Annotated in this window: 28 protein-coding genes; 15 read left to right on the top strand and 13 right to left on the bottom strand. The window is 69.8% G+C overall.

Annotation, left to right across the window (positions count from 1 at the left end):
* The first annotated feature begins 42 nt into the window (after nucleotides 1–42).
* Nucleotides 43–909 carry a LysR family transcriptional regulator gene (locus AVR91_RS10475; RefSeq protein ID WP_063273636.1) on the top strand — a complete coding sequence of 289 codons (867 nt, stop codon included), beginning with the start codon at nucleotides 43–45 and terminating at the stop codon, nucleotides 907–909.
* Between the two features lie 499 nt (nucleotides 910–1,408).
* On the opposite strand, the gene AVR91_RS10470 is transcribed toward AVR91_RS10475, so the two are convergent.
* On the bottom strand, nucleotides 1,409–2,692 hold the full coding sequence (locus AVR91_RS10470; RefSeq protein ID WP_228709170.1) for an amidase family protein: 1,284 nt from the start codon (nucleotides 2,690–2,692) through the stop codon (nucleotides 1,409–1,411).
* A gap of 100 nt (nucleotides 2,693–2,792) precedes the next feature.
* Between AVR91_RS10470 and AVR91_RS10465 the strand changes: the two genes are divergently transcribed.
* Genes AVR91_RS10465 through AVR91_RS10450 form a run of 4 tightly spaced genes read left to right on the top strand, consistent with a single transcriptional unit; the run spans nucleotide 2,793 to nucleotide 7,553 of the window.
* A complete protein-coding gene (locus AVR91_RS10465; RefSeq protein WP_063273634.1) occupies nucleotides 2,793–3,776 on the top strand; it encodes an ornithine cyclodeaminase in 984 nt (327 codons plus the stop codon).
* On the top strand, nucleotides 3,767–5,113 hold the full coding sequence (locus AVR91_RS10460) for a type III PLP-dependent enzyme domain-containing protein (RefSeq protein WP_063273633.1): 1,347 nt from the start codon (nucleotides 3,767–3,769) through the stop codon (nucleotides 5,111–5,113). Before AVR91_RS10465 ends, AVR91_RS10460 begins: the two co-directional genes overlap by 10 nt.
* A complete protein-coding gene (locus AVR91_RS10455) occupies nucleotides 5,110–6,174 on the top strand; it encodes a cysteine synthase family protein (RefSeq protein WP_063273632.1) in 1,065 nt (354 codons plus the stop codon). The genes AVR91_RS10460 and AVR91_RS10455 overlap by 4 nt, the downstream gene beginning before the upstream one ends.
* Complete coding sequence (locus AVR91_RS10450) at nucleotides 6,171–7,553, top strand: MATE family efflux transporter (RefSeq protein WP_063273631.1); 1,383 nt, start codon at nucleotides 6,171–6,173, stop codon at nucleotides 7,551–7,553. Before AVR91_RS10455 ends, AVR91_RS10450 begins: the two co-directional genes overlap by 4 nt.
* On the opposite strand, the gene AVR91_RS10445 is transcribed toward AVR91_RS10450, so the two are convergent.
* Entirely contained in the window at nucleotides 7,529–8,470 is a 942-nt protein-coding gene (locus AVR91_RS10445; RefSeq protein WP_063273630.1) for a hypothetical protein, read from the bottom strand. The two genes, AVR91_RS10450 and AVR91_RS10445, sit on opposite strands and share 25 nt — an antisense overlap.
* A 126-nt stretch (nucleotides 8,471–8,596) precedes the next feature.
* Between AVR91_RS10445 and AVR91_RS10440 the strand changes: the two genes are divergently transcribed.
* The gene (locus AVR91_RS10440) at nucleotides 8,597–9,019 is read left to right on the top strand and encodes a Fur family transcriptional regulator (protein WP_063273678.1); all 423 of its coding nucleotides are present in this window, start codon (nucleotides 8,597–8,599) and stop codon (nucleotides 9,017–9,019) included.
* Between the two features lie 27 nt (nucleotides 9,020–9,046).
* Nucleotides 9,047–11,281, top strand: a complete 2,235-nt coding sequence (katG, locus tag AVR91_RS10435; RefSeq protein WP_063273629.1) for a catalase/peroxidase HPI — start codon at nucleotides 9,047–9,049, stop codon at nucleotides 11,279–11,281.
* Nucleotides 11,282–11,423: 142 nt separating this feature from the next.
* Here the strand turns inward: katG and AVR91_RS10430 are convergent, their stop codons facing one another.
* The 3 genes from AVR91_RS10430 to AVR91_RS10420 form a co-directional block, all read right to left on the bottom strand.
* Nucleotides 11,424–12,446: an IS110 family RNA-guided transposase gene (locus AVR91_RS10430; protein WP_063273677.1), complete on the bottom strand. Its 1,023-nt coding sequence runs from the start codon at nucleotides 12,444–12,446 to the stop codon at nucleotides 11,424–11,426.
* A 289-nt stretch (nucleotides 12,447–12,735) separates the two neighbouring features.
* Entirely contained in the window at nucleotides 12,736–13,518 is a 783-nt protein-coding gene (locus AVR91_RS10425; RefSeq protein WP_063273676.1) for a GAF and ANTAR domain-containing protein, read from the bottom strand.
* A gap of 75 nt (nucleotides 13,519–13,593) precedes the next feature.
* Nucleotides 13,594–13,977: a VOC family protein gene (locus AVR91_RS10420; RefSeq protein WP_063273628.1), complete on the bottom strand. Its 384-nt coding sequence runs from the start codon at nucleotides 13,975–13,977 to the stop codon at nucleotides 13,594–13,596.
* 82 nt (nucleotides 13,978–14,059) lie between these two features.
* On the opposite strand from AVR91_RS10420, the gene AVR91_RS10415 reads away from it, so the two are divergent.
* On the top strand, nucleotides 14,060–14,611 hold the full coding sequence (locus AVR91_RS10415) for a hemerythrin domain-containing protein (protein ID WP_063273627.1): 552 nt from the start codon (nucleotides 14,060–14,062) through the stop codon (nucleotides 14,609–14,611).
* Nucleotides 14,612–14,655: 44 nt separating this feature from the next.
* Nucleotides 14,656–15,000 carry an STAS domain-containing protein gene (locus tag AVR91_RS10410; RefSeq protein ID WP_063273626.1) on the top strand — a complete coding sequence of 115 codons (345 nt, stop codon included), beginning with the start codon at nucleotides 14,656–14,658 and terminating at the stop codon, nucleotides 14,998–15,000.
* Here AVR91_RS10410 and AVR91_RS10405 read toward each other — a convergent pair.
* Together AVR91_RS10405 and AVR91_RS10400 are read right to left on the bottom strand one after the other, a co-directional pair.
* Nucleotides 14,997–16,439, bottom strand: coding sequence for an aminotransferase class I/II-fold pyridoxal phosphate-dependent enzyme (locus AVR91_RS10405; protein WP_063273625.1), 1,443 nt, complete (start codon nucleotides 16,437–16,439; stop codon nucleotides 14,997–14,999). The genes AVR91_RS10410 and AVR91_RS10405 overlap by 4 nt on opposite strands.
* 11 nt (nucleotides 16,440–16,450) lie before the next feature.
* Nucleotides 16,451–16,783, bottom strand: coding sequence for a hypothetical protein (locus AVR91_RS10400; protein WP_063273624.1), 333 nt, complete (start codon nucleotides 16,781–16,783; stop codon nucleotides 16,451–16,453).
* Nucleotides 16,784–16,953: 170 nt separating this feature from the next.
* Here AVR91_RS10400 and AVR91_RS10395 point away from each other — a divergent pair, with 170 nt between their 5' ends.
* Entirely contained in the window at nucleotides 16,954–17,772 is an 819-nt protein-coding gene (locus AVR91_RS10395; protein WP_063273623.1) for a SigB/SigF/SigG family RNA polymerase sigma factor, read from the top strand.
* Here the strand turns inward: AVR91_RS10395 and AVR91_RS10390 are convergent.
* The 3 genes from AVR91_RS10390 to AVR91_RS10380 all read right to left on the bottom strand — a co-directional run bounded on the left by AVR91_RS10390 (nucleotide 17,762) and on the right by AVR91_RS10380 (nucleotide 19,434).
* Nucleotides 17,762–18,493: a maleate cis-trans isomerase family protein gene (locus AVR91_RS10390; protein ID WP_063273622.1), complete on the bottom strand. Its 732-nt coding sequence runs from the start codon at nucleotides 18,491–18,493 to the stop codon at nucleotides 17,762–17,764. The two genes, AVR91_RS10395 and AVR91_RS10390, sit on opposite strands and share 11 nt — an antisense overlap.
* A gap of 53 nt (nucleotides 18,494–18,546) precedes the next feature.
* The gene (locus AVR91_RS10385) at nucleotides 18,547–18,912 is read right to left on the bottom strand and encodes a DUF6292 family protein (protein WP_063273621.1); all 366 of its coding nucleotides are present in this window, start codon (nucleotides 18,910–18,912) and stop codon (nucleotides 18,547–18,549) included.
* Nucleotides 18,913–18,993: 81 nt separating this feature from the next.
* Nucleotides 18,994–19,434: an Hsp20/alpha crystallin family protein gene (locus AVR91_RS10380; RefSeq protein ID WP_063273620.1), complete on the bottom strand. Its 441-nt coding sequence runs from the start codon at nucleotides 19,432–19,434 to the stop codon at nucleotides 18,994–18,996.
* 105 nt (nucleotides 19,435–19,539) lie between these two features.
* On the opposite strand from AVR91_RS10380, the gene AVR91_RS10375 reads away from it, so the two are divergent.
* Together AVR91_RS10375 and AVR91_RS10370 are read left to right on the top strand one after the other, a co-directional pair.
* Nucleotides 19,540–20,154 (top strand): hypothetical protein, encoded by a 615-nt coding sequence (locus AVR91_RS10375; protein ID WP_063273619.1) that lies wholly within the window; start codon nucleotides 19,540–19,542, stop codon nucleotides 20,152–20,154.
* Between the two features lie 68 nt (nucleotides 20,155–20,222).
* Nucleotides 20,223–20,411, top strand: a complete 189-nt coding sequence (locus AVR91_RS10370; RefSeq protein ID WP_037342583.1) for a hypothetical protein — start codon at nucleotides 20,223–20,225, stop codon at nucleotides 20,409–20,411.
* Nucleotides 20,412–20,676: 265 nt separating this feature from the next.
* On the opposite strand, the gene AVR91_RS44265 is transcribed toward AVR91_RS10370, so the two are convergent.
* Nucleotides 20,677–20,802: a hypothetical protein gene (locus AVR91_RS44265; protein WP_007031507.1), complete on the bottom strand. Its 126-nt coding sequence runs from the start codon at nucleotides 20,800–20,802 to the stop codon at nucleotides 20,677–20,679.
* Nucleotides 20,803–20,885: 83 nt separating this feature from the next.
* On the bottom strand, nucleotides 20,886–21,626 hold the full coding sequence (locus AVR91_RS10365; RefSeq protein ID WP_063273618.1) for a nucleotidyltransferase domain-containing protein: 741 nt from the start codon (nucleotides 21,624–21,626) through the stop codon (nucleotides 20,886–20,888).
* An 85-nt stretch (nucleotides 21,627–21,711) separates the two neighbouring features.
* On the opposite strand from AVR91_RS10365, the gene AVR91_RS10360 reads away from it, so the two are divergent.
* Nucleotides 21,712–22,188: a TspO/MBR family protein gene (locus tag AVR91_RS10360; protein WP_063273617.1), complete on the top strand. Its 477-nt coding sequence runs from the start codon at nucleotides 21,712–21,714 to the stop codon at nucleotides 22,186–22,188.
* On the opposite strand, the gene AVR91_RS10355 is transcribed toward AVR91_RS10360, so the two are convergent.
* Nucleotides 22,181–23,497, bottom strand: a complete 1,317-nt coding sequence (locus AVR91_RS10355) for a type VII secretion protein EccE (protein WP_228709169.1) — start codon at nucleotides 23,495–23,497, stop codon at nucleotides 22,181–22,183. The genes AVR91_RS10360 and AVR91_RS10355 overlap by 8 nt on opposite strands.
* Before the next feature lie 128 nt (nucleotides 23,498–23,625).
* Here AVR91_RS10355 and AVR91_RS10350 point away from each other — a divergent pair, with 128 nt between their 5' ends.
* Both AVR91_RS10350 and AVR91_RS10345 read left to right on the top strand, forming a co-directional pair.
* Nucleotides 23,626–25,755 carry a fibronectin type III domain-containing protein gene (locus AVR91_RS10350; protein WP_063273616.1) on the top strand — a complete coding sequence of 710 codons (2,130 nt, stop codon included), beginning with the start codon at nucleotides 23,626–23,628 and terminating at the stop codon, nucleotides 25,753–25,755.
* Nucleotides 25,752–26,705, top strand: coding sequence for an AAA family ATPase (locus AVR91_RS10345; protein ID WP_016336476.1), 954 nt, complete (start codon nucleotides 25,752–25,754; stop codon nucleotides 26,703–26,705). Before AVR91_RS10350 ends, AVR91_RS10345 begins: the two co-directional genes overlap by 4 nt.
* The last annotated feature ends 2 nt before the right edge of the window (nucleotides 26,706–26,707 follow it).

Here is a 26,707-nt window from a genome sequence, read left to right as displayed (position 1 = left end):
CCAATGACGACGTTCTTTCTTTTTCATAGGTATTCTTTATCCATGCTGAATCTGGTGCAGCTCACCGTGCTGGCGGCTGTCGCCCGGCATGGTTCGATGACCGCGGCGGCGAAGGAACTGCACTACACGCAGCCGGCGGTGAGCCACCATCTCGCGAGGTTGGAGGCGGCCACGGGCGCGAAGCTGGTCCAGCGGATCGGCCGCGGCATCCGGCTCACTCCGGAAGGGGAACTGCTCGCCGCCCGCGCGGCCGAGATCGTCGGCCGGGTCGAAGGCGCCGAGGCCGAGCTGGCGGCGCAGGTGGGCTTGCGCGCCGGGCGGGTCCGTATGGCGGGCTTCCAGTCGATCCTGAGCACCATCGTCCCCGACGCGGCCGCCGCGCTGGCCCGTGCGCATCCCGGGCTCGAATTGGGGCTGGTGGACGAACATCCGGGCGAGGCGCTGCGCATGCTGCGGGAAGGGCGGATCGACGTCGCCCTGATCTTCCGGTACGCGGACACGCCTCGTGAGGAGCAGGGGCTCCGGCTGGTGCATCTTCTGGAGGACCCGATCTACCTGCTCAGCAGCGAACCGGGCCAGACCATCGCCGACCATCGTGACTCGACCTGGATCGGCGGTTGCACCCGCTGCCAGGACGAACTCGTGACGATCTGCGGGCGGGCCGGGTTCGCCCCGCGGATCTCGCTGGTCAGCGACGACATCGTGGTCATGCAGGCGTTGGTCGCGGCTCGGATGGGCGTCACCACGCTGCCGCGGCTGGCGCTGCGCGCGCACCGGATGCCCGGTGTCCACGCCACCGAACTGGCCGAAGACCCTCGCCAGATCTACGCCGTCACCTACGGGGACCCGCCCGACCCGCCGGCGGCGGCCGCGCTCATCGACGCGCTTCAGGCCAGCATCCGGGCTTAGCGCGGGACTTGGGGAAGGTGTGAAGGTCGAGTTTCCTCGGCTGAGCCGAGGGAAGGGGGCCTTCACGCGCGGCCGTGGTGGTTGCTGTGGTTGCTGGTGCAGGTGAGCTGCAGGTGGCCGCTACCCTCAGGGTCAAGGTTCCGGCAAAGTCGCCATTCGCTGGTCAAGTGGGCAACGGAGGCACTCGCCACGGTGGCCTGACTCCTTCTCGACTGTCCACAGGGGACCCTTCCAGGGGGAGAGTGCCCGATTTGGGCGTTTCGCAAAGGGGGTCGTGAGTGGTAAAGAGGGTTAGAACGACCTTTACCACTCACGATCCCTCGGCATAATCACCCATTTCGCCATGAATGGGACATTCGGTCGCCGAGAAGTGACCACAGTGGACGGTTGCAGCCCGTTCGACTCCCGTCGACCAGGGTAATCAAGTGCTTGACCTGCGCTTATGTGACTTTGCCGGGGCTCTGACCTTCAGGGTGGGCAAGGAGGCCTTCACGGACAGCTACAGAACCCGTTCGACGAAAGCCCCCACGGCCAGCAGTTTGCGGTCTTCGCCGACCAGCCCGTCGAGCGCCAGCCCGGCGGGAAGCCCGTCGCGTGCGCGCCCCATCGGGACGGTCAGGCCTGGAAAGCCCGCGATACTGCCGGGCTGGCAGTTGCGGATGAAGGTGGCGAAGGTCGGGACCTCGCGCCCGCGGTGCACGAAACTCCCGACGGCCGAGAAGTCGCGCGCCGTCGCCGGGGTGGTGGGGAAGGCCAGTGCGTCGATGCCGCTCTCGTCGAAGATCTTCACGTAGGCGCGGCGCAAAGCGGATCGGGTGGTGAGTGCCGCCTCGTACACGGCGGGCTCGACGCCCGGCACGACAGCTTCGGTGAAGATCGCCCGGACGTCGGGCGCGGAGATCTCGCGCACGAGCCGCTCGAACGAGACCTCGGGTACGTGCTCGGCGAGGTAGGACCGGAGCCCGACGCCTGCTTCGTGGATCACCAGCGGCATTCCTTGGTCGACGACGAGTTCCGCGAGTGGTGTGTCGTCGAGCGGCACCAGAGTGACACCCGCCGCGCCCAGGCGGGTCAGTGCGGCCTCCCAGAGTTCTTCGACGTCCTCGGACAGGTCGCCGGTCAGGAAACCGTGCGGCACACCCAGCCGGATCGACGGACGCTCGATCAGGGGCGCCGGCTCTTCCGCCGCGAGAACGGCGTCGAGGAGCGCGAGATCGGCGACCGTGCGGGCTATCGGGCCGGCCGTGTCCCGTGTGCTGCTCAGCGGCGTCATGCCGTCGGACGGGTAGCGGCCGGTGGTGGGCCGGAAACCGCAAACCCCGTTGAGCGCGGCGGGAACGCGGGCCGAGCCACCGGTGTCGGTGCCCAGGCCGGCGGGCACGATGCCCGCCGCGACGGCGACCGCGGTCCCGCCGCTGCTGCCCCCGGCGAACCGGGACGGGTCGCGGGCGTTGCGCACCGGGCCGAGCGGGGTCGTGTCGCAGGTGATGCCGAGGGCGAGTTCGTGCATGGTCGCCTTGCCGACGACGACGGCGCCCGCGTCGGTCAGCCGCCGGACCACGGTCGCGTGCTCGCTCGGAACGTGGTCCGCCAGCGCCGGTGTCCCCGCGGTGTTCGGCATCCCCGCGACGTGGATGTTGTCCTTGACCACCAATGGGATCCCGCTCAGCGGGCCCGCCGGTGCGGTCGCGTGATCGTGCGGCGCCAGCGGGCCGATCGCGTTGAGATGCCGCATTTCCGCCGCTCGCGCGCGGCTTTCCGCGACGCTCCAAGGTCTGCTCACGGCCGTCAGCTTACGTGACAAGGCCCACACTCATCGATAAAGACAATCATTTTCATTAAGCTGCGGCGCGCCACCTTCCCACGAGAAAGGTCGATCGTTCATGAGCTCCGGTCCCTCGCTGCACGTACTCACGCGCTCGGATCTGCACAGCCTCGAACTCACCCCGGCCGAGGCGATCACGATGGTCGAAGACGGCTACCTGGCCTACGCGGCCGGAGCCTCGCGGAACCCGGCGAAGCTGATGGTGCCGATGCCGGATCCCGCGCGGGACGCCGTCGCGTACTCGATGCTCGGCTACGACGGTTCCCTCGAACAGGCCGCGTTCAAGACGAGCTACCGCCAGGGCAGCACGTCGGCCGAGAAGTACTACACGACCATCACCCTGTACGACGACACCACGGGCCTGCCGTTCGCGCTCATGGACTGCCACCGTGTCGGCGCCACCCGTACGCCGGCGAGCACCGCGTTGATCGCGCGGTCGTGTGCCCGGCCGGGAGCGCGATCCGCGCTCATGGTCGGCACCGGCGCGCAGGGGATCCGGACGCTGCCGTACCTGCTCACCGCGTTGCCGGAGCTGGAGCGGCTGCGGCTGTTCGGCACGCATCCCGACGGTCTTCGCGACAGCGTCGCGGCGGTGAAGGAGCGGTTCCCGGACCGCGAGGTCGAACTCGTCGACGACGTGGAGGCCGCGGCACGCGAGTCCGACATCGTGGTCGCCGCGTCCGGCCGGGCGGCCCACCCGAAGATCCGCCTCGGCTGGCTGCCGCCGGGCGGGCTGCTGATCTCGGTCGCCAGCAAGGGAGTCCAGGAAGGCACGCTCGCCGAAGCCGACTACACCGTGGCCACCAGCGGCGCGCAGGTCGAGGTGACCGGCCAGCGGATGGCGGGGCCGGACGGTGTCTTCCGCATCGACGCCGAACTTCCGGAAATCCTCGCGGGCAAGGTTCCCGGCCGTCGCGGCGACGATGACCGGGTGTTCGCCTTCAGCAGCGGCATGATCATCACCGACATCCCGGTCGCGCACGCGCTGGCCGCCCGCGCCATCGCCGCGGGGCGCGGCCGCGAGGTGGCCCTGTGGACCTGATCGACACCCTGTCCCCGCCTTTGCCCGCGCTCGAACGTCCCTGGGCGCACCGGCTGCGTGACTCGGAGACACTGTGGGACATCGCCCGCGGTGTCGGCGGCGGCCCGTTCCATGTGGTCCATCCGGCCACTTTTTCCGAGAACCTCGGGGGAATGGTCGACGCGCTCGCCGCCGAACGTGTCGAAGGCACCGTCTACTACGGGAAGAAGGCGAACAAGGCGGCGGCCTGGCTGCGGGAGTGCACGCGTCCCGGCACGGGGGTCGACGTCGCGAGCGTGCCCGAATTGGTGCACGCCCTCGGGAACGGCCTGCGCGGCGAGTCGATCGGGGTCACCGGCGCCGCCAAACCCGACGGCCTCCTCTGGCTCGCCCTGCGGCATCGCTGTCTCATCGCGGTGGACGCGGCCGACGAACTGGAGCGCGTTGCCCGGCTCGCCACCGAAATCGGGGAGACGGCCGAAGTGCTGCTGCGGGTGCGGCCGCCGTCCGCGCCGGAGAGCCGGTTCGGTTTCGCGCCCGACGCTTTGACAGCGGCCGTCCGGCAGTGCGGCGGCCCGGTGGTCCTGCGGGGTTTCTCGTTCCACCTCGACGGATACGACCCCGTGCCGAGGGCGGAACTCGCCGCGTATCTCATCGACCTGTGCCACGACGCCCGCGCGCTCGGGCATCCGGCGTCGAAGATCAGTGCCGGTGGCGGGATCGCCGTGTCCTATGTGGACGCCGCCGACTGGGTGCGGTTCGAGTCCGGCAGGCACGACGGCTGGTTCCACGCGGGCCGCAATCCGGCCAAGACGTATCCGTACCACCAGGCGCCGACCGGGGCGGCGATGGTGACCGCGATCCTCCGGCACGAGATCGCCGGGAAGACACTGGCGGAACGCCTGCGCGCGGCCGGGATCGAGCTGCTGCTCGAACCGGGCCGGGCCCTCGTCGACGGCGCCGGATTCTCGGTGTTCCCGGTGCTCGGCTGCAAACCGGCCGAAGACCACCTGATCACCACGGTCGCGGGCCTGTCCATGAGCCTGTCCGAACAGTGGAAGGGCAGCGAGTTCCTGCCCGACCCGCTGCTCGTGCGCCGGGACGGGCCGGGTGGCACGCCGGTGCGGACCATCGTCGCCGGGTCGAGCTGCATGGAGTACGACGTGCTGACCTGGCGCGCGGTGGAGCTGCCCGCGCGGCCGAGGACCGGCGACCTGCTCGTGTACCCCAACACGGCCGGCTACCAGATGGACAAGAACGAGAGCGGCTTCCACCAGCTTCCGTTGCCGCCGAAAGTGGTGGTCGACGGCGACCGCTGGCACCTCGACACCGACCACCCGATCCAGGAGATCCGATGACGATCGTCCGGCGCGCGTCCGACCTGATCGGGAACACGCCGCTGCTGGAGCTCGCGCGCACCGGCACCGGGACGCGCCTGCTGCTCAAACTCGACCACCTCAACCCCACCGGCTCGTGCAAGGTACGCATGGCCAGGCAGATGATCGACGAGGCGGAGCTCGACGGACGGCTGCGGCCGGGCGGGCACATCGTCGAACCCACCTCCGGCAACACCGGGAACGGGCTCGCGCTGGTCGCGCTGGAACGCGGTTACCGGTTCACCGCCGTGGTCGACCACCACGCCGCCCGCGAGAAGCTCCGGATGCTGCGCGCGCTCGGCGCGGAACTGGTGTTCGTCGACTGCCCGCCGGACGGCGGGGTCAGTTCGGTCCAGCGGCGGCGCGTCGCGGCCCGGATCGCCGCGGAAACCGGGGCCTACCACCCCGATCAGCACAACCATCCCGGCAACGGCAACGGGTACACCGGGCTGGCGCGGGAACTTCTCGGGCAGCTCGGCGACGTCGACGTGCTCGTCGCGGCGATCGGCACCGGCGGCTCCCTGTGCGGTACGGCCCGCGCCCTGCGCGCGGCGGGAGCGGCCACCCACGCGGTGGCGGTCGAACCCGTCGGCTCGATCATCTTCGGTGGCGCGCCGGGGATCTACCACCAGACCGGGGCGGGCAGCCCGGCCGGTTTCCCGATCGGGGACAACGTCGACCGGTCGGTGATCGGCGAAGCCCACCGCGTGTCCGACAGCGACGCGTTCGCCGGGGCGCGCGTGGTCGCACGGCGCACCGGGGTGCTGGTCGGCGGGACCACCGGCGGCGCGATCCACGTCGCGCTCCGGCGGCTTTACGCCTATCCGGCCGGAAGTGTCGTCGTGGTGCTGTGCAACGACGCGGGGGAGAAGTACCTCGATTCGGTGTACGACGACGAATGGCTGCGTGCCAGGGGAGTGCTCGACGAACTGGCCCACCGCCGGATGCACGGCTGGTTCGCCACCTACGCCGAATCCGTCCGGGTGGCCACGCGCGACCGGGCGGTGCGCCGGACGCCGGTGGCGGTGGCGGTGGGCGGATGAGCACGGCGGTGACGACCCGCGGCTACCGGGCGCTCGCCGGGCTGGCCGCGCCGATCGCGGGAATCCAGCTGGCACAGGTCGCGCTCACCAGCGTCGACCTGGCCATGCTCGGGCTGCTCGGGGTGACCGCCGTGGCGGCGGGCGGGCTGGCGATCCTGCTCTACAACCAGATCCGCACCATGTGCGTCGGCATGGTCACCGGCGTCGGGAACCTCGTGGCGACGGCGGCCGGGACCGGGGAACTCCGCACCGGCACCGGCGAACTCGACGAACGCGCACGGGACGAGATCCGGTCGCTCCTGCGGTCGGCGCTGCTCGTCGCGACCCTGACCGCGGCGGTCGGCGCGGCCGTCCTTTGTGGACTGGCCCTCGCGTTGCCGTTGCTCGGCCAGAAACCGGAGATCGTGTCGCTCGCCGGCCCGATGATGTTCGCGCTGGCGGGCGGGCTGTTCCCGATGGTGTGGCTCAACGTGGTGCGCCAGTTCGCCGTCGGGCTGCGGCGTCCGGGTTCGCTCCTCGCCGTGACGCTGGTGTCGATCGCGGTCAACGCCGCCCTCAACGCCGCCTTCATCTACGGCTGGGCGGGCCTGCCCGAGCTGGGCGTCGCCGGTATCGGCCTGGCGACGACCCTGGTCCAGTTCTTCACGCTCGCCGTGTTCGCCTCGGCCCTCCGGCGGGATCCGCTGCTGCGCCCCATGGTTTCGCTCGCGTTGTGGCGCGCGGATCCGGCGGTGGTCCGGCGCATCGTCCGGCACGGGACGCCGATCTGCTTCACCTACGGCTCGGAAGCGGCGATCACCTCGATCGCGACGATGCTGATGGGTGCCTTCGGCCCGGCGATGCTCGCCGCGTCGAACGTCGCGAACCAGCTCGCGTACATCGTCTACCAGGTCAATATCGGGCTGTCGCAGGGATCGTCCATTTTGGTCAGTCGTGCGGTCGCCCGTGACGAACGATGGCGGGCGCCGGTGATCGCCCGCCAGGCGTTCACCCTTTCCTGGTCACTGATGGCGGTGGTGAGCCTGGCGTATCTGCTGGTGCCGCAGGTGCTGCTGTGGCCGTTCCTGCACGACGAGGCCGACGCGGTGGTGCTCGGCACGGCGTCGACCCTGCTGGTGTTCGCCGTCGCGCAGCAGTACAGCAAGGGAACGCAGAACATCCTCGTCGGCTTGCTGCGCGGGCTCGGCGACACCGTTTCCGGCCTCCGCTGCACGCTCGTGGGGTACTGGGCGGTGGGTGTGCCGGCGATGTTCTTGTGCGCCTACGTGTTCGCCTGGGGCGGCTGGGGAGTCTGGGCCGGTCTGTGTCTCGGGTTCGCGGCGACCGCGGTCCTGCTCGGACGGCGGTTCGCCGGTCAAGGGTTCGGTTCGGCGCGATAGCCGTCGATCCGGGCGAGCAGGTCGCGCGACGCGGGATCGGCGTGTCCGCGCAGGAGCGCCGCCAGCGGTGCGAGCCGGTCCTTGGTGCGGGTGGAACCGAGCCCGCGCGCGAGGTCCAGCGCTTCGGTGCCCGTGCGGACGGCTTCGTCGAAATCGCCTTGGAGCGCGTGGTTCTGCGCGAGCATGATCAAGGTGAGCGCGAGGCTGCGGGACATTTCGGCGCCGTAGCCGCCGACGGCGTCGTGCAGCCGCGCGATCGCTTCTTCGCAGTGGCGGGAGGTGACCGTCCTGGCCAATTCGGTCAGGACGGTCCCGCGCATCGCGGCCATGTCCGTGGTGCCGAAGAAGGCTTCCCAGGGGCGCGGCGACGGCCAGTTGCCCGCGTTCTCGAACTGACACTCCGCGTGGGCCAGGCTCGTGAGAGCGGCACGCTCGTCGCCGGCCTTGGCCAGTGCCCACGCCTCGTTGACCGTCAGGATCGCCTGTGCCCGAGGGGAATCGGAGCGGTGGGCGGCGGCTTGACCCTGGCGGAGATGGTCCAACCCGCCCTCGATGTCGTCGTGGTGCAGCGCCAGCCTGCCGAGGCGGTAACAGATGTTGGCCATGAGATCGTCGTTCCCGGCCGCGGCGGCGAGACCGAGCGCTCGATCGAACCGCAGCCGCGCCGGTACGCGGCGGCCGATGTCGAATTCGGTCCAGCCGAGCAGATTGTGCAGATCCGCGAGCACGGTCAGCAGCCGTGACCGGAGCCCGCCCGGAACCGCGCCCCAATTGAGCAGCAGGCTGACCGACTTCACGACGTGCACCGCGTCGCGGGAAAAGGCGCCGCCCTGGCGGTAATCCAGGGCACGCAGGCCGTCGACGGCGTTTTCGAGGCACTCGACTTCGGCGATACCGATACGGCCGGGCGTTGTCATGAACTCACCTCACGCAAGTCATGGCTCGATCCACGGCTACCCGGTGTCAACGGGTTCGAAACCGGCCGTCACTCCGCGGGGTTCTTGATTTGACCCGTTCCAAAGACGCTCTTATGGTCCTTGGTGATGTCCGACTTCGAGGCACAGCTGCGAGCGGTTTCGCTGCGCGTGACTCGGCCCCGGCTGGCCGTGCTCGCGGCGCTGCGCGATCATCCGCACGTCGACACCGAAACGGTGATAACGCTGGTGCGGGCCGACCTTCCCACGGTCTCCCACCAGGCGGTGTACGACGTGCTGCGAGTACTCACCGAAACCGGTCTGATCCGGCGTATCCAGCCCGCCGGCGCGCTCGCCCGTTACGAGACCCGGGTGGGGGACAACCATCACCATGTCGTGTGCCGTTCCTGCGGTGCGATCGCGGACGTCGACTGCGCCGTCGGCCATGCCCCCTGTCTCACCGCTTCGGGCGATCACGGGTTCGTGATCGACGAGGCGGAGGTCGTCTACTGGGGCCTGTGCCCCGGCTGCGCGGCCGAACCTGTCCAGTGATGAATTCGCCTGCTCGGAAGGAAAGAAATGAGTGACAACCCGGAGAAGGGCTGCCCGGTGGCCCACGACTCCGTGACCGCGCACGGAAGCGAGAGCGAGAACCCGGCGATCGACTCGCCGACGCCCAAGTCGGGTGGCCGCCCGCGCACCAACAAGGACTGGTGGCCCAACCAGCTCGACCTCTCGGTGCTGCACGTCCACTCGTCGAAGTCGAACCCGCTCGGCGCGGACTTCAGCTACGCCGAGGAGTTCGCGAAACTCGACGTCGAGGCGCTCAAACGGGATATCGTCGAGGTGCTCACCACCTCGCAGGACTGGTGGCCCGCCGACTTCGGCCACTACGGCGGCCTGATGATCCGGATGAGCTGGCACGCCGCGGGCACCTACCGCATCCACGACGGCCGCGGCGGGGCCGGTGACGGCGCGCAGCGGTTCGCCCCGCTCAACAGCTGGCCCGACAACGCGAACCTCGACAAGGCGCGGCGGTTGCTGTGGCCGGTCAAGGAGAAGTACGGGCAGCGGATCTCGTGGGCCGACCTGCTCGTGCTCGCCGGGAACGTCGCGCTGGAGTCGATGGGGTTCAAGACGTTCGGCTTCGGTTTCGGCCGCGTGGACACCTGGGAGCCCGAGGAGATCTTCTGGGGGCCGGAAGACACCTGGCTGGGTGACGAGCGCTACGCGACCGACACCGAGATGGTCCCCGACGTCGGCGCGACCGAGATGGGCCTCATCTACGTCAACCCCGAGGGCCCCCGCGGCAACGCGGACCCGGCCGCCGCGGCGCACTTCATCCGGGAGACCTTCGCCCGGATGGCGATGAACGACGAGGAGACCGTCGCGCTCATCGCCGGCGGCCACACCTTCGGCAAGACCCACGGCGCCGGTATCGCCGACGACCACGTCGGCCCGGAGCCCGAAGCCGCCCCGCTCGAGACGCAGGGCCTCGGCTGGCTGAGCACCCACGGCAGCGGCAAGGGCGCGGACACGATCACCAGCGGTCTCGAGGTGACGTGGACCGACAAGCCCACGCAGTGGAGCAACCGGTTCTTCGAGATCCTCTTCGGCTACGAATGGGAGCTCACCACGAGCCCCGGCGGCGCCAAGCAGTACGTCGCCAAGGACGCCGAGGCGATCATCCCGGACGCCCACGACCCGGCCAAGAAGCACAAGCCGACCATGCTCACCACGGATTTGGCGCTGCGCGTCGACCCTGAGTACGAGAAGATCTCGCGCCGCTTCCTGGAGAACCCGGACGACTTCGCGCTCGCGTTCGCCAAGGCCTGGTACAAGCTGCTGCACCGCGACATGGGCCCGGTCAGCCGCTTCCTGGGCCCGTGGGTGCCCGAACCGCAGCTGTGGCAGGACCCGGTGCCGGACGTCGACCACGAGCTCGTCGGGGACGCCGAGATCGCCGCGCTGAAGACGAAGGTGCTCGAATCCGGGCTCACGGTCGAGCAGCTGGTCGGCACGGCGTGGGCGTCCGCCGCGAGCTTCCGCTCCACCGACAAGCGCGGTGGCGCCAACGGTGCGCGGATCCGCCTGGCGCCGCAACGTGACTGGGAGGTCAACCAGCCCGAGCAGCTCGCGAGTGTGCTGGAGACCCTGGAAGGCATCCAGCGCGAGTTCAACGACGCCGGTGGCGCCAAGATCTCGCTGGCCGACCTGATCGTGCTGGCGGGCACGGCCGCCGTCGAGAAGGCCGCGCGCGACGCGGGCACCGAGGTGACCGTCGCGTTCCACCCCGGCCGCACCGACGCCACCCAGGAGGACACCGACGTCGAGTCGTTCGCGCTGCTCGAACCGCGTGCCGACGGTTTCCGCAACCACCTGCGTCCCGAGGAGAAACTCCAGCCGGAGGTCCTGCTCGTCGAGCGCGCCTACATGCTCGACCTGACCGCGCCCGAGATGACCGTCCTGGTCGGCGGCCTGCGGTCGCTCGGGATCACCGCCCCCGGCACCCGGCACGGCGTCCTCACCGACCGGCCGGGCATGCTCACCAACGACTTCTTCACCAACCTCCTGTCGCCGGGCACCCGGTGGAAGGTGTCGGAGTCGGAGGAGAACGTGTACGAGATCCGCGACGCCGCCACGGACGCGGTGAAGTGGACGGCGACCCCGGTCGACCTCGTGTTCGGCTCCAACTCGCAGCTGAGGGCGCTCACCGAGGTGTACGCGGGGCAGGCCGGGCGGGAGCGGTTCGCCGCAGACTTCGCCAGGGCGTGGGCCAAGGTCATGGAACTGGACCGGTTCGACCTCGACTGACGCCGCCGCTTGTGTGCCCAGTCCGTGAAGGCCTCCTTGAGGGACCCAGAGTCTCTCAAGGAGGCCTTCACGGAAAAGTACCCGCCCGGCCGGCGTGTTGCGAAAGCCACTTTCACAACCTTCAAGGTTGCGAAAGAAGCTTCTATGTCAAGTCTGCTTTGAGTGCTTGGTAGATGGTGTTGGTGAGGTGTCGTTTGAGTGCTCGGAGTGCGGCTTTGGTGGTGGCGTGGGGGTGGTTTGTGGTCCAGGTGTCGCGGTAGTGGCGGGCTGGTGGGTGGTGGGCGAGTTGGGTGATGGCGATGCGGTGGATGCAGGTGTTGAGTTGTCGGTTGCCGCCGCGGTTGAGGCGGTAGTGGGGTTTGTTGCTGGACCAGACGGGGATGGGTGCGGTGCCGGTGTGCATGGCGTAGGCGGCTGGTGAGCGGAATCGGGTGATGCCGGCGGTTTCGCCGATGATTTTCGCGGCGGTGATCGCGCCGACGCCGGTGATGGACAGGAGTTTGGGGGCCAGGGGCCGGACTCGTTCGGTGAGCTGGTGTTCGAGCTGGGTGATCTGCTCGCCGAGGGTGGTGATCTCGGTGAGCAGATCGAGGGTGAGGTCGCGGCGGACGCCCGGATCGAGGGCGGTGATCGCGCTGGTGAGGGTGGCCAGTGCGCGTGGCCTGGTCAGGTCGTGGTGGTTCTGGTCGAGGGCGGGGTCGAGGTCGTGCAGGTGCCAGCGCAGCTGGTTGATGCTGGCGGTGCGGCGGTTGACCAGGTTCTCGCGTCGGTCGGTCAGCAGTCGTAGATCCAGGGCTTGCTGGTCCAGGTGCGCGGTCGGCAGATCGGGTTCGCGCAGGGCGGCGCGGGCGACGGCAAGGGCGTCGATCGGGTCGGACTTGCCGCGGGTGCGGGCCGAGGTCCGGCAGGCGGCCATCAGCTTCGGGGGCACCCATTTCACTGTGGCGCCGGTGCCGATCAGGGTGCGGACCAGCCGCCCGGCGACGCCGCGGCCGTCCTCGACGGCCCAGGTCAGCTCGGTGCCGAACCGGGCGGCCCAAGCCCGCAGGCGGAGGAGTCCGTCGTTGTCGGAGCGGACGGTCTTGCAGGCCAGTTTCCGTCCAGCCTGATCGACAGCGACCGCAGTGTGACTGGACTTGTGCGGATCTATCCCGATGACCACCATGGACACGCGCGTGTTCCTTCCCTAGCCGGAGAACGGGTGCACCTTTCCGGGCCGGGCTGGTCGGACACACCTCAGTCGAGGTTGATGCGTCTAGTCCACGCTTCTATCAAGTCAGGCCAGCCAGGCCCGGACCTTGATCACGCTGGACAGTTCTTTCACAAGCCAGCAAGGCAGTGGCTTTCTGAGTCACCACGTGACCAAGCCCGGACCCTAACCACTCACACGAGCAGCGCAACCACCCTGACACTGAGTGGCTTTCGCAACCCCGGCACCGCCGCGGGCACGCGCATCAAGGGGTGTCGAGCTCCGAATGCCGGGTCGCCAAAGTGCGCGCGACTTCGGCGAGTTTGACGTTGAGGTCCTGAGAGGTCCGGCGCAGCAGGTCGAAGGCCTCGTCGGCGGTCAGGCCGCGACGTTGCATGAGGATCCCTTTCGCCTGCCCGATGACGTCGCGCGACTCGACGGCCCGCCGGAGATGGTTCGCCTCCAGTTCCGCTCGGCTCACGGCGGTGGTGCTCGCCAGCGCCAGCGAGCCGTGGGTCGCCAGCAGGAGCGCGATGTCCTGGGCCTGTGAGTCGAGGGCGCCGGGACGGCGGCTGTAGATGTTCAGCGCACCGGGCACCCTGGGCGGGCTCGCGTCGGGCATCAGCACGGTGGACAGGATCGCGGTGTACCCGTGCCGCACGGCCGCCGCGGTGAAATCCGGCCACCTCTTCTCGGCTTTGAGATCCTCACTGCGGATGTAGCCGGGGCTGCCGCTGGCGGCCGTATCGACGCAAGGGCCCGTTCCGGCGCGATACTGCACCTGGTCGAGCTCCAGCGCCACCTCGCCGGTCGAAACCGGGGTGTGAAAGGTCCCGTCCGGGGCACGGAGGGTGACCGACACCAGATCCGCGCCCGGGACCACCCGGTACGCGGCGTCGACGACCTGTTCGAGGACCTGGGCCGGCGTCGAAGCGGCCAGGAGCAGGCGCGTGAGTTCGACGAACTGGCCTGCCAGCGGGCCGGCCGAGGTGTACTCGCCGGAGCCGAATTCGTCCTTGTCGCGTTGCCACAGTCCTTCGTCCGTCATCAGCTGACCATCCCAGTCGGGTTCGGTGTCCTTCGCCGGATACCCGGAGGCGCCGCCTGCCAACCAGCGTCCGTCCTAAGTGGACGGTTCCACGCGGGCACGAAGAAGGCAGAACACGTTCCCTTCGGGGTCGGCGAGCACGTGCCACGACTCTTCCCCCGTCTGGCCGACGTCGGCGGGCCGTGCCCCGGCGGCGAGCAACCGCTCCAGCTCCGCGTCCTGGTCGCGATCGGTGGGGTTCACGTCGACGTGCAGGGGGAGTTTGCCCGGTTTCGGATCGTCGCTGCGGCTCAGGATCAACGTCGGCTGCGGGCCGCCGAAGCCGACGCCGGGCGGGCCGATCTCGATGTCTTCGCCGTCTTTGCCGATCTCGACGTATCCGAGTACTTCGCACCAGAAGGCCGCCATCCGGACCGGATCGGCGCAGTCGAGGATGAGTTCGGTGATACGGCAGGCCATGAAGCGAAGGATAGCCCGGTTGAATCCGTGAGATGCGGGTATCCGGGGGCGTCGAGTTGATCCCGGACCCGAGGAGGCGGCCGTGGCGGGCGATGTCGTGGACTTGATCATGCAGGACCATCGTGAGGTGGAGCGGCTCTTCCGCGAACTCGAGCAGCATCCCGAGAAGCGGCCGCTGCTCGTCCCGGTGCTCTCGTCGCTGCTCACCGCGCACAGCCGCGCCGAGGAGGCCGAGGTGTACCCGGCGGCCAAGAGCGAGGCGGACGAGGCCGAAGACGTCGCGCACGGTCAGAAAGAGCACGCCGAAGCCGAGCAGCTGCTCGCGAAGCTGAACGAAACCGAGCCCGAGTCGAAGCAGTTCGAGAAGGTGCTCTCCGACCTCGTCGAAGCCGTCACGCATCACGTGAAGGAAGAGGAATCCACCGTCCTGCCGAAGATGCGGCGTGAGCTGAACGAAGCGCGGCGGCGCGAGCTGGGAAAGGCCTTCGTGAGCAGCCGGACTTCGCATCTCGGAGACCGTCCCGGCGAGGCCACCAAACGAGAGCTGCTGACCCAGGCACGCAACGCAGGCGTGACGGGTGCCTCGAAGATGGACAAGGACGAGATCGCACGTGAGGTGGCCAAGTCTTCCTGACCGCGACGGTTGCGGACCGGACCGCCCCCTTCTACCTTCGATGAATGGCGATCGACTCCGAAGCCGCGCAGGCCTCTCCTCTCGTCGTGGCCGAGGCGGCTCGCTCCGAAGAAGCGGTCACCGTCGCGGTGACGGGTGATATCGACATTGCGACCAGTCCCCGGCTCCGGTCCGAGCTGTTCGAGTTGCTGGCTGACGGCCCCGGCATCGCGGTGATCGACATGACCGGTGTCGGTTTCTGCGATTCGTCGGGTCTTTCCGTGCTGGTGCAGCTGAATCGGCACTGCCTGGAGTCCGGGATCGATCTGAGTTTCACGCCGTCCAAGGTCGTGCGCAGGGCCATCGAGCTGACCGGCCTGTCGCCGACGCTGAAGGTGGCCGGCGCTTAAGCGACGACGCGGACCGTGCCGAGCTCGGGATCCGCGGCGTCGTAGATGAACATGCCCGTCCGGACGCCGGTGTCGAGATAATCGATGATCGCGTCGGTGAACACCTCACCGGGGGCGATCGCCGGAACCCCTGGTGGATAAGGGCTGATCATCTCCGCGCTGACCCGTCCGCCCGCCTTCTCCAGCGGCACGTGCTCCGCCTCGGCGAAGAACGCGTCGCGCGGCAGCATCCGCATTTCCAGCTCCAGCTCCGCCCCGGACGGCAGGTCGACCGGCGGACGCCGCTCGAAGTCGTGGTCCGTCAGCCCCCGCAGACCGTGCAGCAGCGCGGAAACGGTGTCCTCGTCGTCGGCGTGGGTGATCTGGACCGCGATCCGCCGGTGATCGGACAGTCCCGTGTGCAGATGGCGTTCGGCGAGATGGTCGGCCGCCTGGTAACCGGTGATGCCGAGCCCGGCGACGTCGATCACGATCTTGAGCGGGTCGTGTTCGAAGGCCGGCGGGTGGAACTCCTCGGCCAGCGCGTGGAGGCCGGAGATGCCTTCGATCTCTTCGCGTGCCCTGGCGGCCAGTGTCAGCGCCTTGCCCAACAGTTCTCCGCCGTGCTCGACCATCTGCCTGCGCCAGCCGTCGAGGGAGGCGAACAGCAGCGCGGAAGTGCTCGTGGTGCCCAGCAGGTCTTCCCTGGCTTTGAGCAGGTCCGGGGAAACCCGGTCACCCCGCAGGTGGAACACCGAGGCCTGCTCCAGCCCGCCGCCCATCTTGTGCGTGCTCGTGACGCACAGATCGGCTTCCCCGTCCATCGCCCAGGTCGGCAGGTCGTCGTGGAACGGGTAGTGCGCACCCCAAGCCTCGTCGACGATCAGCGGCTTGTCCGCGTCGTGCAAGGCACGGGCAACCCCGCGGATGTCGGCGCAGGTGCCGTAGTCGGTCGGCGTGATCAGCAGCATGCCTTTGACGTCGGGGGCTTTCGCCAGTGCCGCCTTGGTCTCCTCCGGGCCGGGAGGATGCGCCAGATGGTGCTCCTCGTCGTACCGGGGGCGCACCCAGACCGGGTGCACCCCGCTGATCACCAGACCGGCGACGACGGATTTGTGGGCGTTGCGGGACACCAGAAGCCGCTCGCCGGGGCCGGCGACGGCGAGCATGGCGCTCTTGACCGAGAGTGAACTCCCGCAGGTGGAGAAGAAAGTGTGCTCCGCGTCCACCGCGTCGGCCATCAGCTCCTGCGCCCGGCTCAGGACGCCGCGCGACATCCGGCGGTCGTCCAAACCGTTGAGGGTGAGCAGATCCGAGGCGAACGCGTCGTGGCCGAGCAGGTCCAGCACGCGCGGATCCGCGCCGCGCCCCTGTTTGTGGCCGGGCGGGGTGAAGGCCAGCCCGCCCGCGCGGCGGTAGGCCTCGATGGCTTCCAGCACCGGTGCGCGCGAGTGGTCCATCCTGCCTCCGATCAGCGGCCGAGGGCGTTCTGCAGTTCCTTCTTGGTCATGCTGGAACGGCCTTTGATGTTGCGTTTCTTGGCCTCGTTGTAAAGCTGGTCCTTGGTCGGCCCGCCGGGACCCTTCCGGTTGCCGGACCGCTGCCCGCCGCGCTTCTGCGGGGAGGTGTCCTTCGTCGAACTCTTGCTCGCCGTCTTCGATTCACCCGATTGCGCACGGTTCTTGTTGACCGTGCGTGCCGCGATCTCTTCGGCGCGGCCGGTGCTCGCGCCGCGTTTCTTCTGCGACGACTTGATGCGCTCGTACTGACGTTCGCGTTTGTCGCTCCAGCTCTGTTCAGGCACGGCTCCTCCTTCGTCGTGACCTGCGGATACCCCTTCCGCGCGCCGGTGAATCGAAAGATCACCCGTCCAGGGCAGAGCAGGCCGATGTTTGTCCAGTCCGGTTACCGGGTACCAACTCGGCGACACACGGACGGCCCCATGTCAGTCCACAAGGGACGGAGGTTACTTCGATGAGCGCGCCGTTCCTCACGGAAGGCGTCGACCTGCCCGCCCCTCGGGACCGCCGGATCCGGCGGAAGGACGACTATTCCCATTGCCGCCCCTGGTTCGACGAGCTGGCGGCGTTGCCCGACGGTCACCCGGACCGGCGGCGCCTGCGGGAACGCCTGATCCTCGAACTGCTGCCGATCGCCGAGCACATCGCCGTCCGGTTCAGCGGACGGGGCCAGCCGAGGGAAGACCTGATCCAGGTGGCGCGGATCGGCCTGATGAAGGCCGTGGACCGGTTCGATCCCGCGCAGGGCGGGGAGTTCCTGGCGTACGCGGTGCCGACGGTGATGGGCGAGGTGCGGCGGTTCTTCCGTGACACCGGCTGGGCGGTGCACGTCCCGCGCGGGATGCAGGAACTGCGCACCCGGCTTTCGCGGGCGACCACGGAACTGACCCAGACCCTCGGCCGCGCGCCGACCCCGTCCGAACTCGCCGCGCATCTCGACGTGGACGTCGACACCGTCCGTGACGGCCTGCTCGCCGCGAACAGCTACCAGACTTCGTCGCTGGACCGGCCGGTGAACGACGGCGAGAGCTCGCTTCCCCTGTCGGACGTGATGGGGGAACTCGATTCCCGGTTCGAGCACATCGAGGACCGGCACACCGTGGTCCCGCTGCTGCGGCGGCTGCCGGAACGGGAGCGGGCGATCGTCACGATGCGGTTCTTCGACGGGATGACCCAAACCCAGATCGCCGAACGCATCGGGATCTCCCAGATGCACGTTTCCCGGCTGCTCGCGAAGATCCTGCAGGATCTGCGGGGCAGTCTCAGCGCCTGAACAGACTCCCGAGTCCTTGCCGGACCGGCGGGGTGCCCAGCGTGCGCAGGGCATCCCAAAGGGTGACCGCGGTGGCCGTCAGCACAGGTTTGCCGAGGCTGGTTTCGAGGTCTTCGAGCAGCGGTGTCGTGTGCAGGGCCGTTTCGGGGATCAGTACGGCTTCGGCGTCTTCGTGGTCGGACGCGGCCGCCAGTTCGGTGATCCGGCGACGGTCCCAGGTGGCGAGGGCCCGGTCCGAAGGCGCGTCGGCGGAGACCGAGTGAACGGTGTTGATTCCCGCCTCGGCGAGGAAATCGGCGAAAGTCGCGGTCGTGTCGCGGTGATAGACCGACGCGAGTGCCACACGCTCGATCCGTAGGTGGGCCAGCGCGGTGAGATACGCCAAGGAAGTGCTGCGCGCGGGAACGCCGAGCCGTTCGCCGAGCACGCTCGCCTGTTCACGCGCGCCGGCGAGACCGCGCGTGAAACTGCAGCTGGAGCAGGCCCAGCTGACGACGTCCGGCGCCGTGTCGAACCGCGCGGCGGCCGAGAGCCTCTCCGGCGACCCGAGTTCGCGGACGGCTTCGTGCTTCCCGGCCGGATCGAGGTCTTCGACCCTGCCGATGTTCTCGCCCCACGGGACGTACACGAAGTCCACGGTGAGGTCCGGATCCAGTTTTCGCGCGCAGGCGAGGAAATCGTCCTCGCCGCAGTCCCGCGTCGGGTACAGCAGGCCGATCAAGGCTCACTCCTTCCGGGTCGATGCCCTTCGGAGGTACCCGACGCGAGCCGCCCTCACGCGGCGCGGAAATCCGGCGGGGTGAGCTGCCCGACGCGATGGTCGTCCTCGCGGGCGGCCTCGACGAAGCGCGCGACCTCGGCGGGCCGTGGCATGGCGGACTTCCCGCCCAGGTAGCGGAGGACGATGAGGTCCTCGCCGGAATGGGTCTCGATCGCCACGGCCCAGCCGCGGACTTCGTCCCACAGCAGGGCGACGTCGCGCTCCGGATGGGTGGCGAGCCGCTCGTCGAGCGCGACATACGCCGAGACCGGGTTGTCGACATCGACGGTGCAGGACTCGAGGCCGACGCCGAGGGCCTCGGTGATTTCGGAGAGATAGCCCCACACGGCGTCCCGGGTGTGGGGGTGGCGGACAGGCATGGTGAGCAACGAGGACTTCCCTTCCTTCCCCGGTCTTCCTCCGGTGCGGGGCCCGGCGGCCCCGCACCGGAGACGGGACACTCAGGCCTGGATCTCCTTGCGGTCGGACGTGGTGCCGGAGATTTCGATACGCCGCGGCTTGGCCTTCTCGGCGATGGGGATGCGCAGGGTCAGCACGCCTGCTTCGTATCCGGCCGCGATGCGGTCGGTGTCGAGGGCGTCGCCGAGGAACAGCTGCCGGGAGAAGACGCCGAGCGGGCGTTCGGAAACCTGCATCTGGACGTCCTTGCCGGGGGTGGGCCGCCGCTCCGCCTTGACCGTCAGGACGTTGCGTTCGACGTCCAGCTCGATGGCGTCCGGGGCCACGCCGGGAAGGTCGAAGCAGACGACGAACTCGTCTCCGTCGCGGTAGGCGTCCATCGGCATGGTGGCCGGCTTGGACCAGGTCCCCGGGTTCGCGGCGCCGAACATCTGCTGGGTCAGCCGGTCGAACTCGCGGAACGGGTCGGTGCGCATCAACATCGGGTTCCACCTCCTGGACTCGTTGTCTCTGGTGTCAACACGCACTACTGTTCTAACATGTCATCGAAACGATGACAACCACCAAGTCGTCGATGGGATGACACGATGGACGAAGACCCCGCCCGGACCGTGCGCGCGGTGCGCGACGTCGTGGCCGAGGCGCGCTCCGGCGTCGCGGAACAGGAGCGGCTGCTGGCGGCTTTGGCGGCACTGAAGGAGGTCCGTGAACAACTGGCCGCGTGGGAGCCCGAACTGATCGCGGCGGCTCGCGCGGGCGGGACCAGCTGGACCGCGCTCGCCCCGGCGCTGGGGGTCGCCAGCCGTCAGGCGGCGGAGCGGCGGTTCCTGCGGTTGCGGCCGTCGGTCAGTGGTGAGAGCACGGGCGAGGCGCGGGTCGACGCGGAACGCGACCGGCGGGCGGGCGATCGCGCGGTCGCCGAGTGGGCCCGGCGTAACTCGGCGATCCTGCGGCAGCTCGCCGGGCAGGCCGGCGCATTGCCCGGGCTGGACGCCGAGGCCAGGGAAAGCGCGGACAGGCTGAGCGCCGTGCTGGGCGAGGACGACGTCACCGGCCTCCTCGCCCCGATGGCCGACCTGCGTGCCCGCCTGCCCCGCGAGCACACCGGATTCGCCGAACGGCTCGGGGAGATCGGCATGCACACCGAGCAGGTCCGGCGGGACGCCGTCGACGACCGGCGGGACCGTCAATCCTCCCGGTGAAGCGGGGTGTGAAACCGGTGCGGAGCGGGTATTCGCCGCTGTCCATCGAGCGAGCCGGAGGTCTTCCGATGCTGGTCCGATCCGATTCCCCGCCGACCGCCGACGTCATCGGGCTGGCGCTGGAAGTGCTTGCCGCGCAAGGACTGCGCGGGGAGGCCGCTCGTGCGGCGCTCGACGCGATGGCGCGGGAACGGGGGCTGCCGGTCAAGCGGTGCGCCGCGCTGATCGTGGCGGCCGTCGACGGCCGGACGGGGTAGTTCGCCGTCCGGGTGGTCGTGGGTGACGTTTCGGGCTAGAGCCACCCTGTCCTCTGCACCTACCGGTCCGAAGTCCGTGAAGGCCTCCTTGCCTACCCTGAAGGTAGTGAAGGAGGCCTTCACTACCTTCAGAGATCGCCACCTGCACCTCACCTGCACCAGCAACCACAGCAATCACCACGACGGCGCGTGAAGGCCCCCTTCACTGCGTCTAGCGCAGTGAAGGGGGCCTTCACGCACTTGACCCGGCCTCACGGCCACAGCGCTACTGGCAGGCTTCGCAGTCCGGGTCGTCGATGCGGCAGGCGGCGCCGTCGGTCAGCGGGAAGTCGAAATCGTCGAGCGCGGGGACGGCCAGAGCGGTCTCTTCCGGCGTGGCGGTGGCGGACATGTCTCTCCCTCGGTACGGAACTGGTCTCATCTCTCTGTAGCGCTGAAGATCGCCGGTCATTCCGTGACCCGCGCCACAAACGTTCAGACCGTCCGGAACAGCGCCTCCGCCTCGTCCACCGCCTTCGCGAGGACATCCGCGCGCAATCCGGCGAGGATCGCGTCCATCTCGCGCAGGCCCGCGCGCCGCAGCAGCCGTTTCTCGTTGGTGACCCACTCGCCGCGGGCCGCGAGGACCGCGTGCGCCGTCTCCATGGCGGCGGTGGCCAGCGCGCCCGCGACCTCCGTGGCCTGCCCGCGCGGGACGAAGGCACCGCGGGTGTACCGCAGCGTCAGTTCGGCGCGGTTCCGCCACATCGCCGGAGCCGTCTTCCGCAACGCTTCCGGGTAGTCCGGCCGGGGAAGGTCGCCGCGCAGCACGCGGTTGACCGCGAGTTCCGCGACGGGCAGGTAGCTCGGGACGCCCGCGAGGTGGAACATCAGCGGCTCCCAGTGGAACCGGCCTTGCTGTGCTTCGGCGAGCTGGTGTTCGACGGCGTCCAGGTCGCGGTAGTGGACGTCGACCTGCCTGCCGTCGATCGTGAGCCAGGCGCCGCCGTTGAACACGCCACCGCCCCAGGCGCCGATCTCGGAGACTTCGCCGTCCCAGCCGGTGGCGCGCAGATCGGCCGGGTCGAAGCCGCCGCGGAAGTAGACGGCGAAATCCCAGTCGCTGCCGGGGCCGTGGGTGTCCTGGGCACGCGATCCGCCGAGGGTGACGGCGTGCACGGCGGGCAGTGCGGCGAGGCCGTCCGCCACATGGGTGAGAAAAGTGTCGTCGTTCATCGCGTGAAGATCGTAAAGCCGCGTCTCGCGGGAAGCGACAGGTTTTGAGCGCGCGAGCCCGTGTCCTCGCCCGTACGCTCGAACGATGACCACGATCCCGGGAAGACTTCGCGCGCCGCTGGCGTTCCTCCCGTTCCTGGTGGCGGTCGCGGTGGTGGCGGTCGTCGGCGGGCTCGCCGCGGCCGACGCCCGCTCTGTCTACAGTGGACTGGAACTGCCGTCGTTCGCACCGCCCGCCTGGTTGTTCGGTCCGGTGTGGACGGTCCTGTACCTCGCGATCGCGGTGTCGGGCTGGCTGTACTGGAAGTCCGGCGGCGACCGCCGGGCCCTGGCCTGGTACGCCGGGCAACTGGTCCTGAACGCCGCTTGGACACCGTTGTTCTTCGCGGCGGGCGCGTACGGCCTGGCACTGGTGGACATCGTCCTGCTCGACGTCGCGATCATCGTCACCGCGCTGTACTTCCGCAGGTCTTCCCGGGTTGCGGCCGTATTGCTGGTGCCGTACCTCGCCTGGACGCTGTACGCGACCGCGCTCACCGCCGCGATCGTCGTGCTCAACTGATCCCGATCGGCAGGGTGGCGGCCACTCCCTTGGCGTGCCTGCCGTCGAGCCGGTCCAGCGTGATCCCGCCCCGGCGCGCGGCGAGTTCCAGGTCCCGCACCGCGTGATCCACCGCTTGAGCGCCCGCGGCCGCGATCCGGATCGCGGCGCTGACCCGTGGTTCGGTTTCGGCGGCGCTCCGGCGCGCGGTCACGGCCAGTGTCACCGCGGATCCGGGAGCCGCGGCGAGCAGACGACGTGACAGATCCGCCGCGAGCACCGGGGGAAGGGTCTCCCAGCCGTCGAGTCGGAACGTCGCCTGGCAGATCGGCCCGCTGTGCCAGAACCGCCAGTCTTCGCGGATCCGCGCGCGGCCGGCCGTGACATGTGCCAGCGACGCGAGCGTGCCGAGGACCTCGTTTTCGCTGAGCGCGCGTACCGGCAGGCCGTCGCGGCGGAGCTGCCGCCGCACGCGCCTGACCGTGTTCCCGAGTGCCTGCCGCACGTCGGCGTCGCGGTGGACGTCGGCGGTGCGCAGGGCTTGCAACGCGACCCAGCCCCGCGGTGGCCTGGAGCGGTCCGCGCCGATGTGGTGGATGACCTGCGCGGCGACGTCCAACGCCTGCTCGCGCGACGGCGGCAGCAAGGCGGTCGGCGGCGGCATCGGCTGCTCGCGGGCGGCGGATTTCGGTTGCAGCACAGCGGTGATCCCGTCGGCGCGGCTGACCATGAACACCGTCTCGTCGCCGATCTCGCCGGTGATCCCCGTCGCTTCCGGCGACAGCAGCCCCAGCAGCGCCCGGCCCGCCTCGCCCGTGTGCCGGAGATCCCGGTCGCGGTCGCGGGTCAGGTAGCCCGACGCCGAACCGAGCCAGGCGTAGAGCCAGCGTCCGCGAATCCGCACGGCCGTCAGCGCGAGCACCACCACGGCGGCGGTGACCACCGCGGCCGTCAGCGGCCAGGGCCGCCCCGCCACCAGGACCAGCGCGACGAGCACGAGTTGCCAGCAGACGATCTGTGCCACCCCGATCCCGCCCAGCCGCCCCGGCCGGCGTCCTCGGCCGGGCGACGGCGGAACCGGCCGCGGCGGACCGGGCACGGGGGCGGGGACGGGCGCCGCCGCGGACCAGCGCGGCCGCTGCTCCGCCTGGCGAGCCGCCGTGAGCGCGGCCAGTGCGGCCTCACGGGCGGCGGCCCGCGCGGCGGGCGCGGCGTAGGCGAGCGGATCGGCCACGGCCTGGGCCCGCGGTACGGCCGGGGCGATTTGGGGAAGCGGCGGGGGCGGTGCGGGGTACCGCCCGTCCGTCCTCGCCGCGCCGAGATCGGTCATCGTCCTGCCTCCTCGAACCGGGTCGCCTCAGCGTCCCCGGCGAACATGAGGTTTCGATGACACGGCGCCCGCGAGCGCGAGACAGGCTGTTTCATCGAAATTTCATGGTCGCTCTCTAGCTTGATCGCGTGAACACCGACGAGCGCGGCACGAAGCGGTTCAGCGTGGCCGCCAGGACGAGAATGGCCGTGGCGCTGGTGGTCGCGGGCTGCCTGGCGCTCATCGGGCTGGCCGTGACCGGACAGGCGGCGACCCCGGAACGGCTGGAGTTCGTCCAGGTCGGTCACTGGGTCTACAACGACGCCGCCCAGGCCGCGTTCCACGTCGACGGCTCGACGAACCGCGTCGACGCGCGCGCGGACGTGCCGGGCGCGAACGGCAGCCAGGTCGCGCAGGGCGACGGTTCCGGTTACGTGGTCGAGCGGAACCGCGTCACCGAGTTCGACAAGGCGACCTTGAGCGTGGCGGAGTCCATGCCGCCGCCCGCGCCGGAAACGCCGTTCGTGATGGAGATCGCGGGCGGCCCGTACCTGGTCTACCGCAACGCCGGGCAGATCGTGCGGCTCGGGGACCCGGCCGCGACAGTGCCCGCAGGGGGGCCACTGTCCCGGCCGGTCGCGACCGCCGACGGAACGGTGTGGGCGCACCGCGTCGACAGCGGCGCGATCTGCGATCTGCCCAAGGGCGCCGCCGTCATGACCTGCCCCGCGCAGCTTCCGCCCGGGCACGGCGGCGGGCTCACGCTCGTCGGCGACCGGCCGGTCGTGCTCGACACCACCGGCGACAGCCTCCACCGCGTCGGCCCGGACGGGCTGGGCGACGGCCTTCCGCTCGGCATCAAGCTTTCGCCGTCGGCGCAGGTCGCCAACAGCGCCGTCGGCGACCGGCTGGCCATCGCCGACCCCGAGCGCAACCAGCTCCACCTCATCGACATCAGCGGCCTCGACCAGGACCGCCCTTCCGCGAAGCCGATTTCGGTCGAGCTCACCAAGGGCAGCCGGTTCAACGGCCCGCTCTCCTCCTCGAACGTCGTCGCCATGGTCGACGAGACCCGCGGCGAGGTGCTGACCTACGACGCCGCGGGCAAGCTCAAGTCCACCGCGAAGGTGCCCGGGCAGGGCACGCCGCCGAGGCTGGCCAAGGGCGAGGACAACCGCATCTACGTCGACAGTTCCGACGGCTCGCACGTGCTGGTCGTCAACGGTGACGACGGCACGGTGGTCGACGTCGACGTCGACAAGGCGGCCAACACCCAGACCGCGGGCGCGCCGTCGGCCGATCCGGAGCCCTCCGGCGACCAGCCCCCGCCCCAGCAGGACCAGCGACAGCAGGCGCCGCCGAACACCCAGCAGGCGCCCCCGCCGGTGGCGAAGGCGACGCCGCCCGGCGCGCCGAGGAAGCTGAGCGCGAGTTCGGGGGACGGCTCGATCAAGGTCTCGTGGAGCCCGGCGGCGGACAACGGCGCGCGGATCACCGGGTACCGGGTGTCCTGGCCCGGCGGTTCGACCCGGGTGGGCGGATCGTCGCGCGGAACCACGATTACGGGGCTGACCAACGGAACCCCGTACGTGGTCACCGTGGTCGCGGAGAACTCGGCGGGCCTCGGGGTCGGTGCCAGCGCCAAGGCGGTCATCCCGGGACCCGTGAACAGGCCTGCCACGGCACCGGTCGTCACCGCGAACGCCCGTGCGGATGGGAAGGTTTCGGTGAGCTGGACCCAGCCCGACCTCCGCGGCGGCACGCTCGTGCACTACCTGGTGAGCGTGACGGGCAAGGGACAGCGCACGGTTTCGGCCACGTCCGCGGAGTTCACCGGGGTCACCGGCACCGCGACCGTCACGGTCCGCGCGGTGACGAAGTTCGGCTCGGGAGCGGCGATCAACGGCGCCGCCGGGAGCCGGAAGGTCACCGTGCCGGTGGCCTCGGGGCCGCCGACGATCACGATCACCCAGGTCCGGGGCAAGGACAGCACTCTGTACGTTTCCGTGAACGCCAACGGAAAGGGTGTTCCCGCGACCTGCACGGCCGAGTTCTTCAGCGAGACCAAGCCGACGGCCTGTTCCGGAGCCACGACCCTGACCATCCCCAATGTCGCCTGGATCGGCGCCATCACGATCACCGCGACCATCAAGACCTCCGCGGGTACCGCCACGGACACCTGGCGAGGTGCGCCCACGGTGTCGGGCGGCGCGCTGGTCTGGCTCGGCCCGCTGGCCTTGGTGGGCCTGCGCCGACGAAAGGAAAAGGAACTTCTGTGACGCTCACACCCAGGGTCGCCTTCGAGCAGATCGCCGAGAACGTGCAATCGGTGGTGCGCGGGAAACCGGAGGTCGTCCGGCTCACCGTGGCGGCGCTGTTCGCCGAGGGGCACCTGCTGATGGAGGACGTGCCCGGCGTCGGGAAGACGACGATCGCGCGCTGCGTCGCCGCCAGCATCGGCGGCCGGTGGAGCCGGATCCAGTTCACCCCCGACCTGCTGCCCGGCGACATCACCGGCGTGATGGTCTACCACCAGAACAACGAACGCTTCCAGTTCCACCCCGGCGGCATCTTCGCCAACGTGGTGCTGGCGGACGAGATCAACCGGGGTACGCCCAAGACCCAGGCCGCGCTGCTGGAGGTGATGGCCGAACGCCGGGTCACCGTCGATTCGGTCGGCCAGGCGGTGCCGAGGCCGTTCCTCGTGGTGGCCACGCAGAACCCGATCGAGCTGGAGGGCACCTACCGGCTGCCCGAAGCGCAGCTCGACCGGTTCCTCATGCGTATTTCGGTCGGCTACCCGGATCTGGAATCCGAGATGCGGGTGGTGATGGGGGACTGCGCCGGGGTCACGCCGGACGAACTGAAGCCGGTGCTGGGCATCGCCGACGTCCAGTCGGTCATCGACGAGGTCCGGAAGTCCCACCTGGCACCGGAGATCGTCAACTACGCGGTCCGGCTGGCCGCGGCGAGCCGATCGCATCCCGACGTCCGCTACGGCGCGAGCCCGCGCGGCAGTATCGCGCTGATCCGGGCGGCGCAAGGACTCGCCGCCACCTTCGGCCGCGACTTCGTCACCCCGGACGACGTCAAGGACGTCGCGCATCCAGTGCTCGACCACCGGCTCGTGCTGACCCCCGACGCCGAACTCAACCAGCGGCGGACCGCGGACATCGTCGACGAACTCCTGGGCGCGACGGCCGCTCCCATGGCCGCGATGGGGAGGTAGGC

Source organism: Amycolatopsis keratiniphila subsp. keratiniphila, from assembly GCF_001620365.2.
Taxonomy (GTDB): Bacteria; Actinomycetota; Actinomycetes; order Mycobacteriales; family Pseudonocardiaceae; genus Amycolatopsis; species Amycolatopsis keratiniphila.
The sequence above is the reverse complement of the archived record's forward strand: the minus strand, read 5'-3'. Positions and strand labels throughout refer to the sequence as shown.

Coding starts and splice junctions, on each gene's coding strand:
- AVR91_RS10475 (WP_063273636.1), top strand. CDS start 43: ATGCTGAATCTGGTGCAGCTCACCGTGCTGGCGGCTGTCGCCCGGCAT.
- AVR91_RS10465 (WP_063273634.1), top strand. CDS start 2,793: ATGAGCTCCGGTCCCTCGCTGCACGTACTCACGCGCTCGGATCTGCAC.
- AVR91_RS10455 (WP_063273632.1), top strand. CDS start 5,110: ATGACGATCGTCCGGCGCGCGTCCGACCTGATCGGGAACACGCCGCTG.
- AVR91_RS10450 (WP_063273631.1), top strand. CDS start 6,171: ATGAGCACGGCGGTGACGACCCGCGGCTACCGGGCGCTCGCCGGGCTG.
- AVR91_RS10445 (WP_063273630.1), bottom strand. CDS start 8,470: ATGACAACGCCCGGCCGTATCGGTATCGCCGAAGTCGAGTGCCTCGAA.
- AVR91_RS10440 (WP_063273678.1), top strand. CDS start 8,597: ATGTCCGACTTCGAGGCACAGCTGCGAGCGGTTTCGCTGCGCGTGACT.
- katG (WP_063273629.1), top strand. CDS start 9,047: ATGAGTGACAACCCGGAGAAGGGCTGCCCGGTGGCCCACGACTCCGTG.
- AVR91_RS10430 (WP_063273677.1), bottom strand. CDS start 12,446: ATGGTGGTCATCGGGATAGATCCGCACAAGTCCAGTCACACTGCGGTC.
- AVR91_RS10425 (WP_063273676.1), bottom strand. CDS start 13,518: ATGACGGACGAAGGACTGTGGCAACGCGACAAGGACGAATTCGGCTCC.
- AVR91_RS10420 (WP_063273628.1), bottom strand. CDS start 13,977: ATGGCCTGCCGTATCACCGAACTCATCCTCGACTGCGCCGATCCGGTC.
- AVR91_RS10410 (WP_063273626.1), top strand. CDS start 14,656: ATGGCGATCGACTCCGAAGCCGCGCAGGCCTCTCCTCTCGTCGTGGCC.
- AVR91_RS10405 (WP_063273625.1), bottom strand. CDS start 16,439: ATGGACCACTCGCGCGCACCGGTGCTGGAAGCCATCGAGGCCTACCGC.
- AVR91_RS10395 (WP_063273623.1), top strand. CDS start 16,954: ATGAGCGCGCCGTTCCTCACGGAAGGCGTCGACCTGCCCGCCCCTCGG.
- AVR91_RS10385 (WP_063273621.1), bottom strand. CDS start 18,912: ATGCCTGTCCGCCACCCCCACACCCGGGACGCCGTGTGGGGCTATCTC.
- AVR91_RS10380 (WP_063273620.1), bottom strand. CDS start 19,434: ATGTTGATGCGCACCGACCCGTTCCGCGAGTTCGACCGGCTGACCCAG.
- AVR91_RS10375 (WP_063273619.1), top strand. CDS start 19,540: ATGGACGAAGACCCCGCCCGGACCGTGCGCGCGGTGCGCGACGTCGTG.
- AVR91_RS10370 (WP_037342583.1), top strand. CDS start 20,223: ATGCTGGTCCGATCCGATTCCCCGCCGACCGCCGACGTCATCGGGCTG.
- AVR91_RS44265 (WP_007031507.1), bottom strand. CDS start 20,802: ATGTCCGCCACCGCCACGCCGGAAGAGACCGCTCTGGCCGTCCCCGCG.
- AVR91_RS10365 (WP_063273618.1), bottom strand. CDS start 21,626: ATGAACGACGACACTTTTCTCACCCATGTGGCGGACGGCCTCGCCGCA.
- AVR91_RS10360 (WP_063273617.1), top strand. CDS start 21,712: ATGACCACGATCCCGGGAAGACTTCGCGCGCCGCTGGCGTTCCTCCCG.
- AVR91_RS10355 (WP_228709169.1), bottom strand. CDS start 23,497: ATGACCGATCTCGGCGCGGCGAGGACGGACGGGCGGTACCCCGCACCG.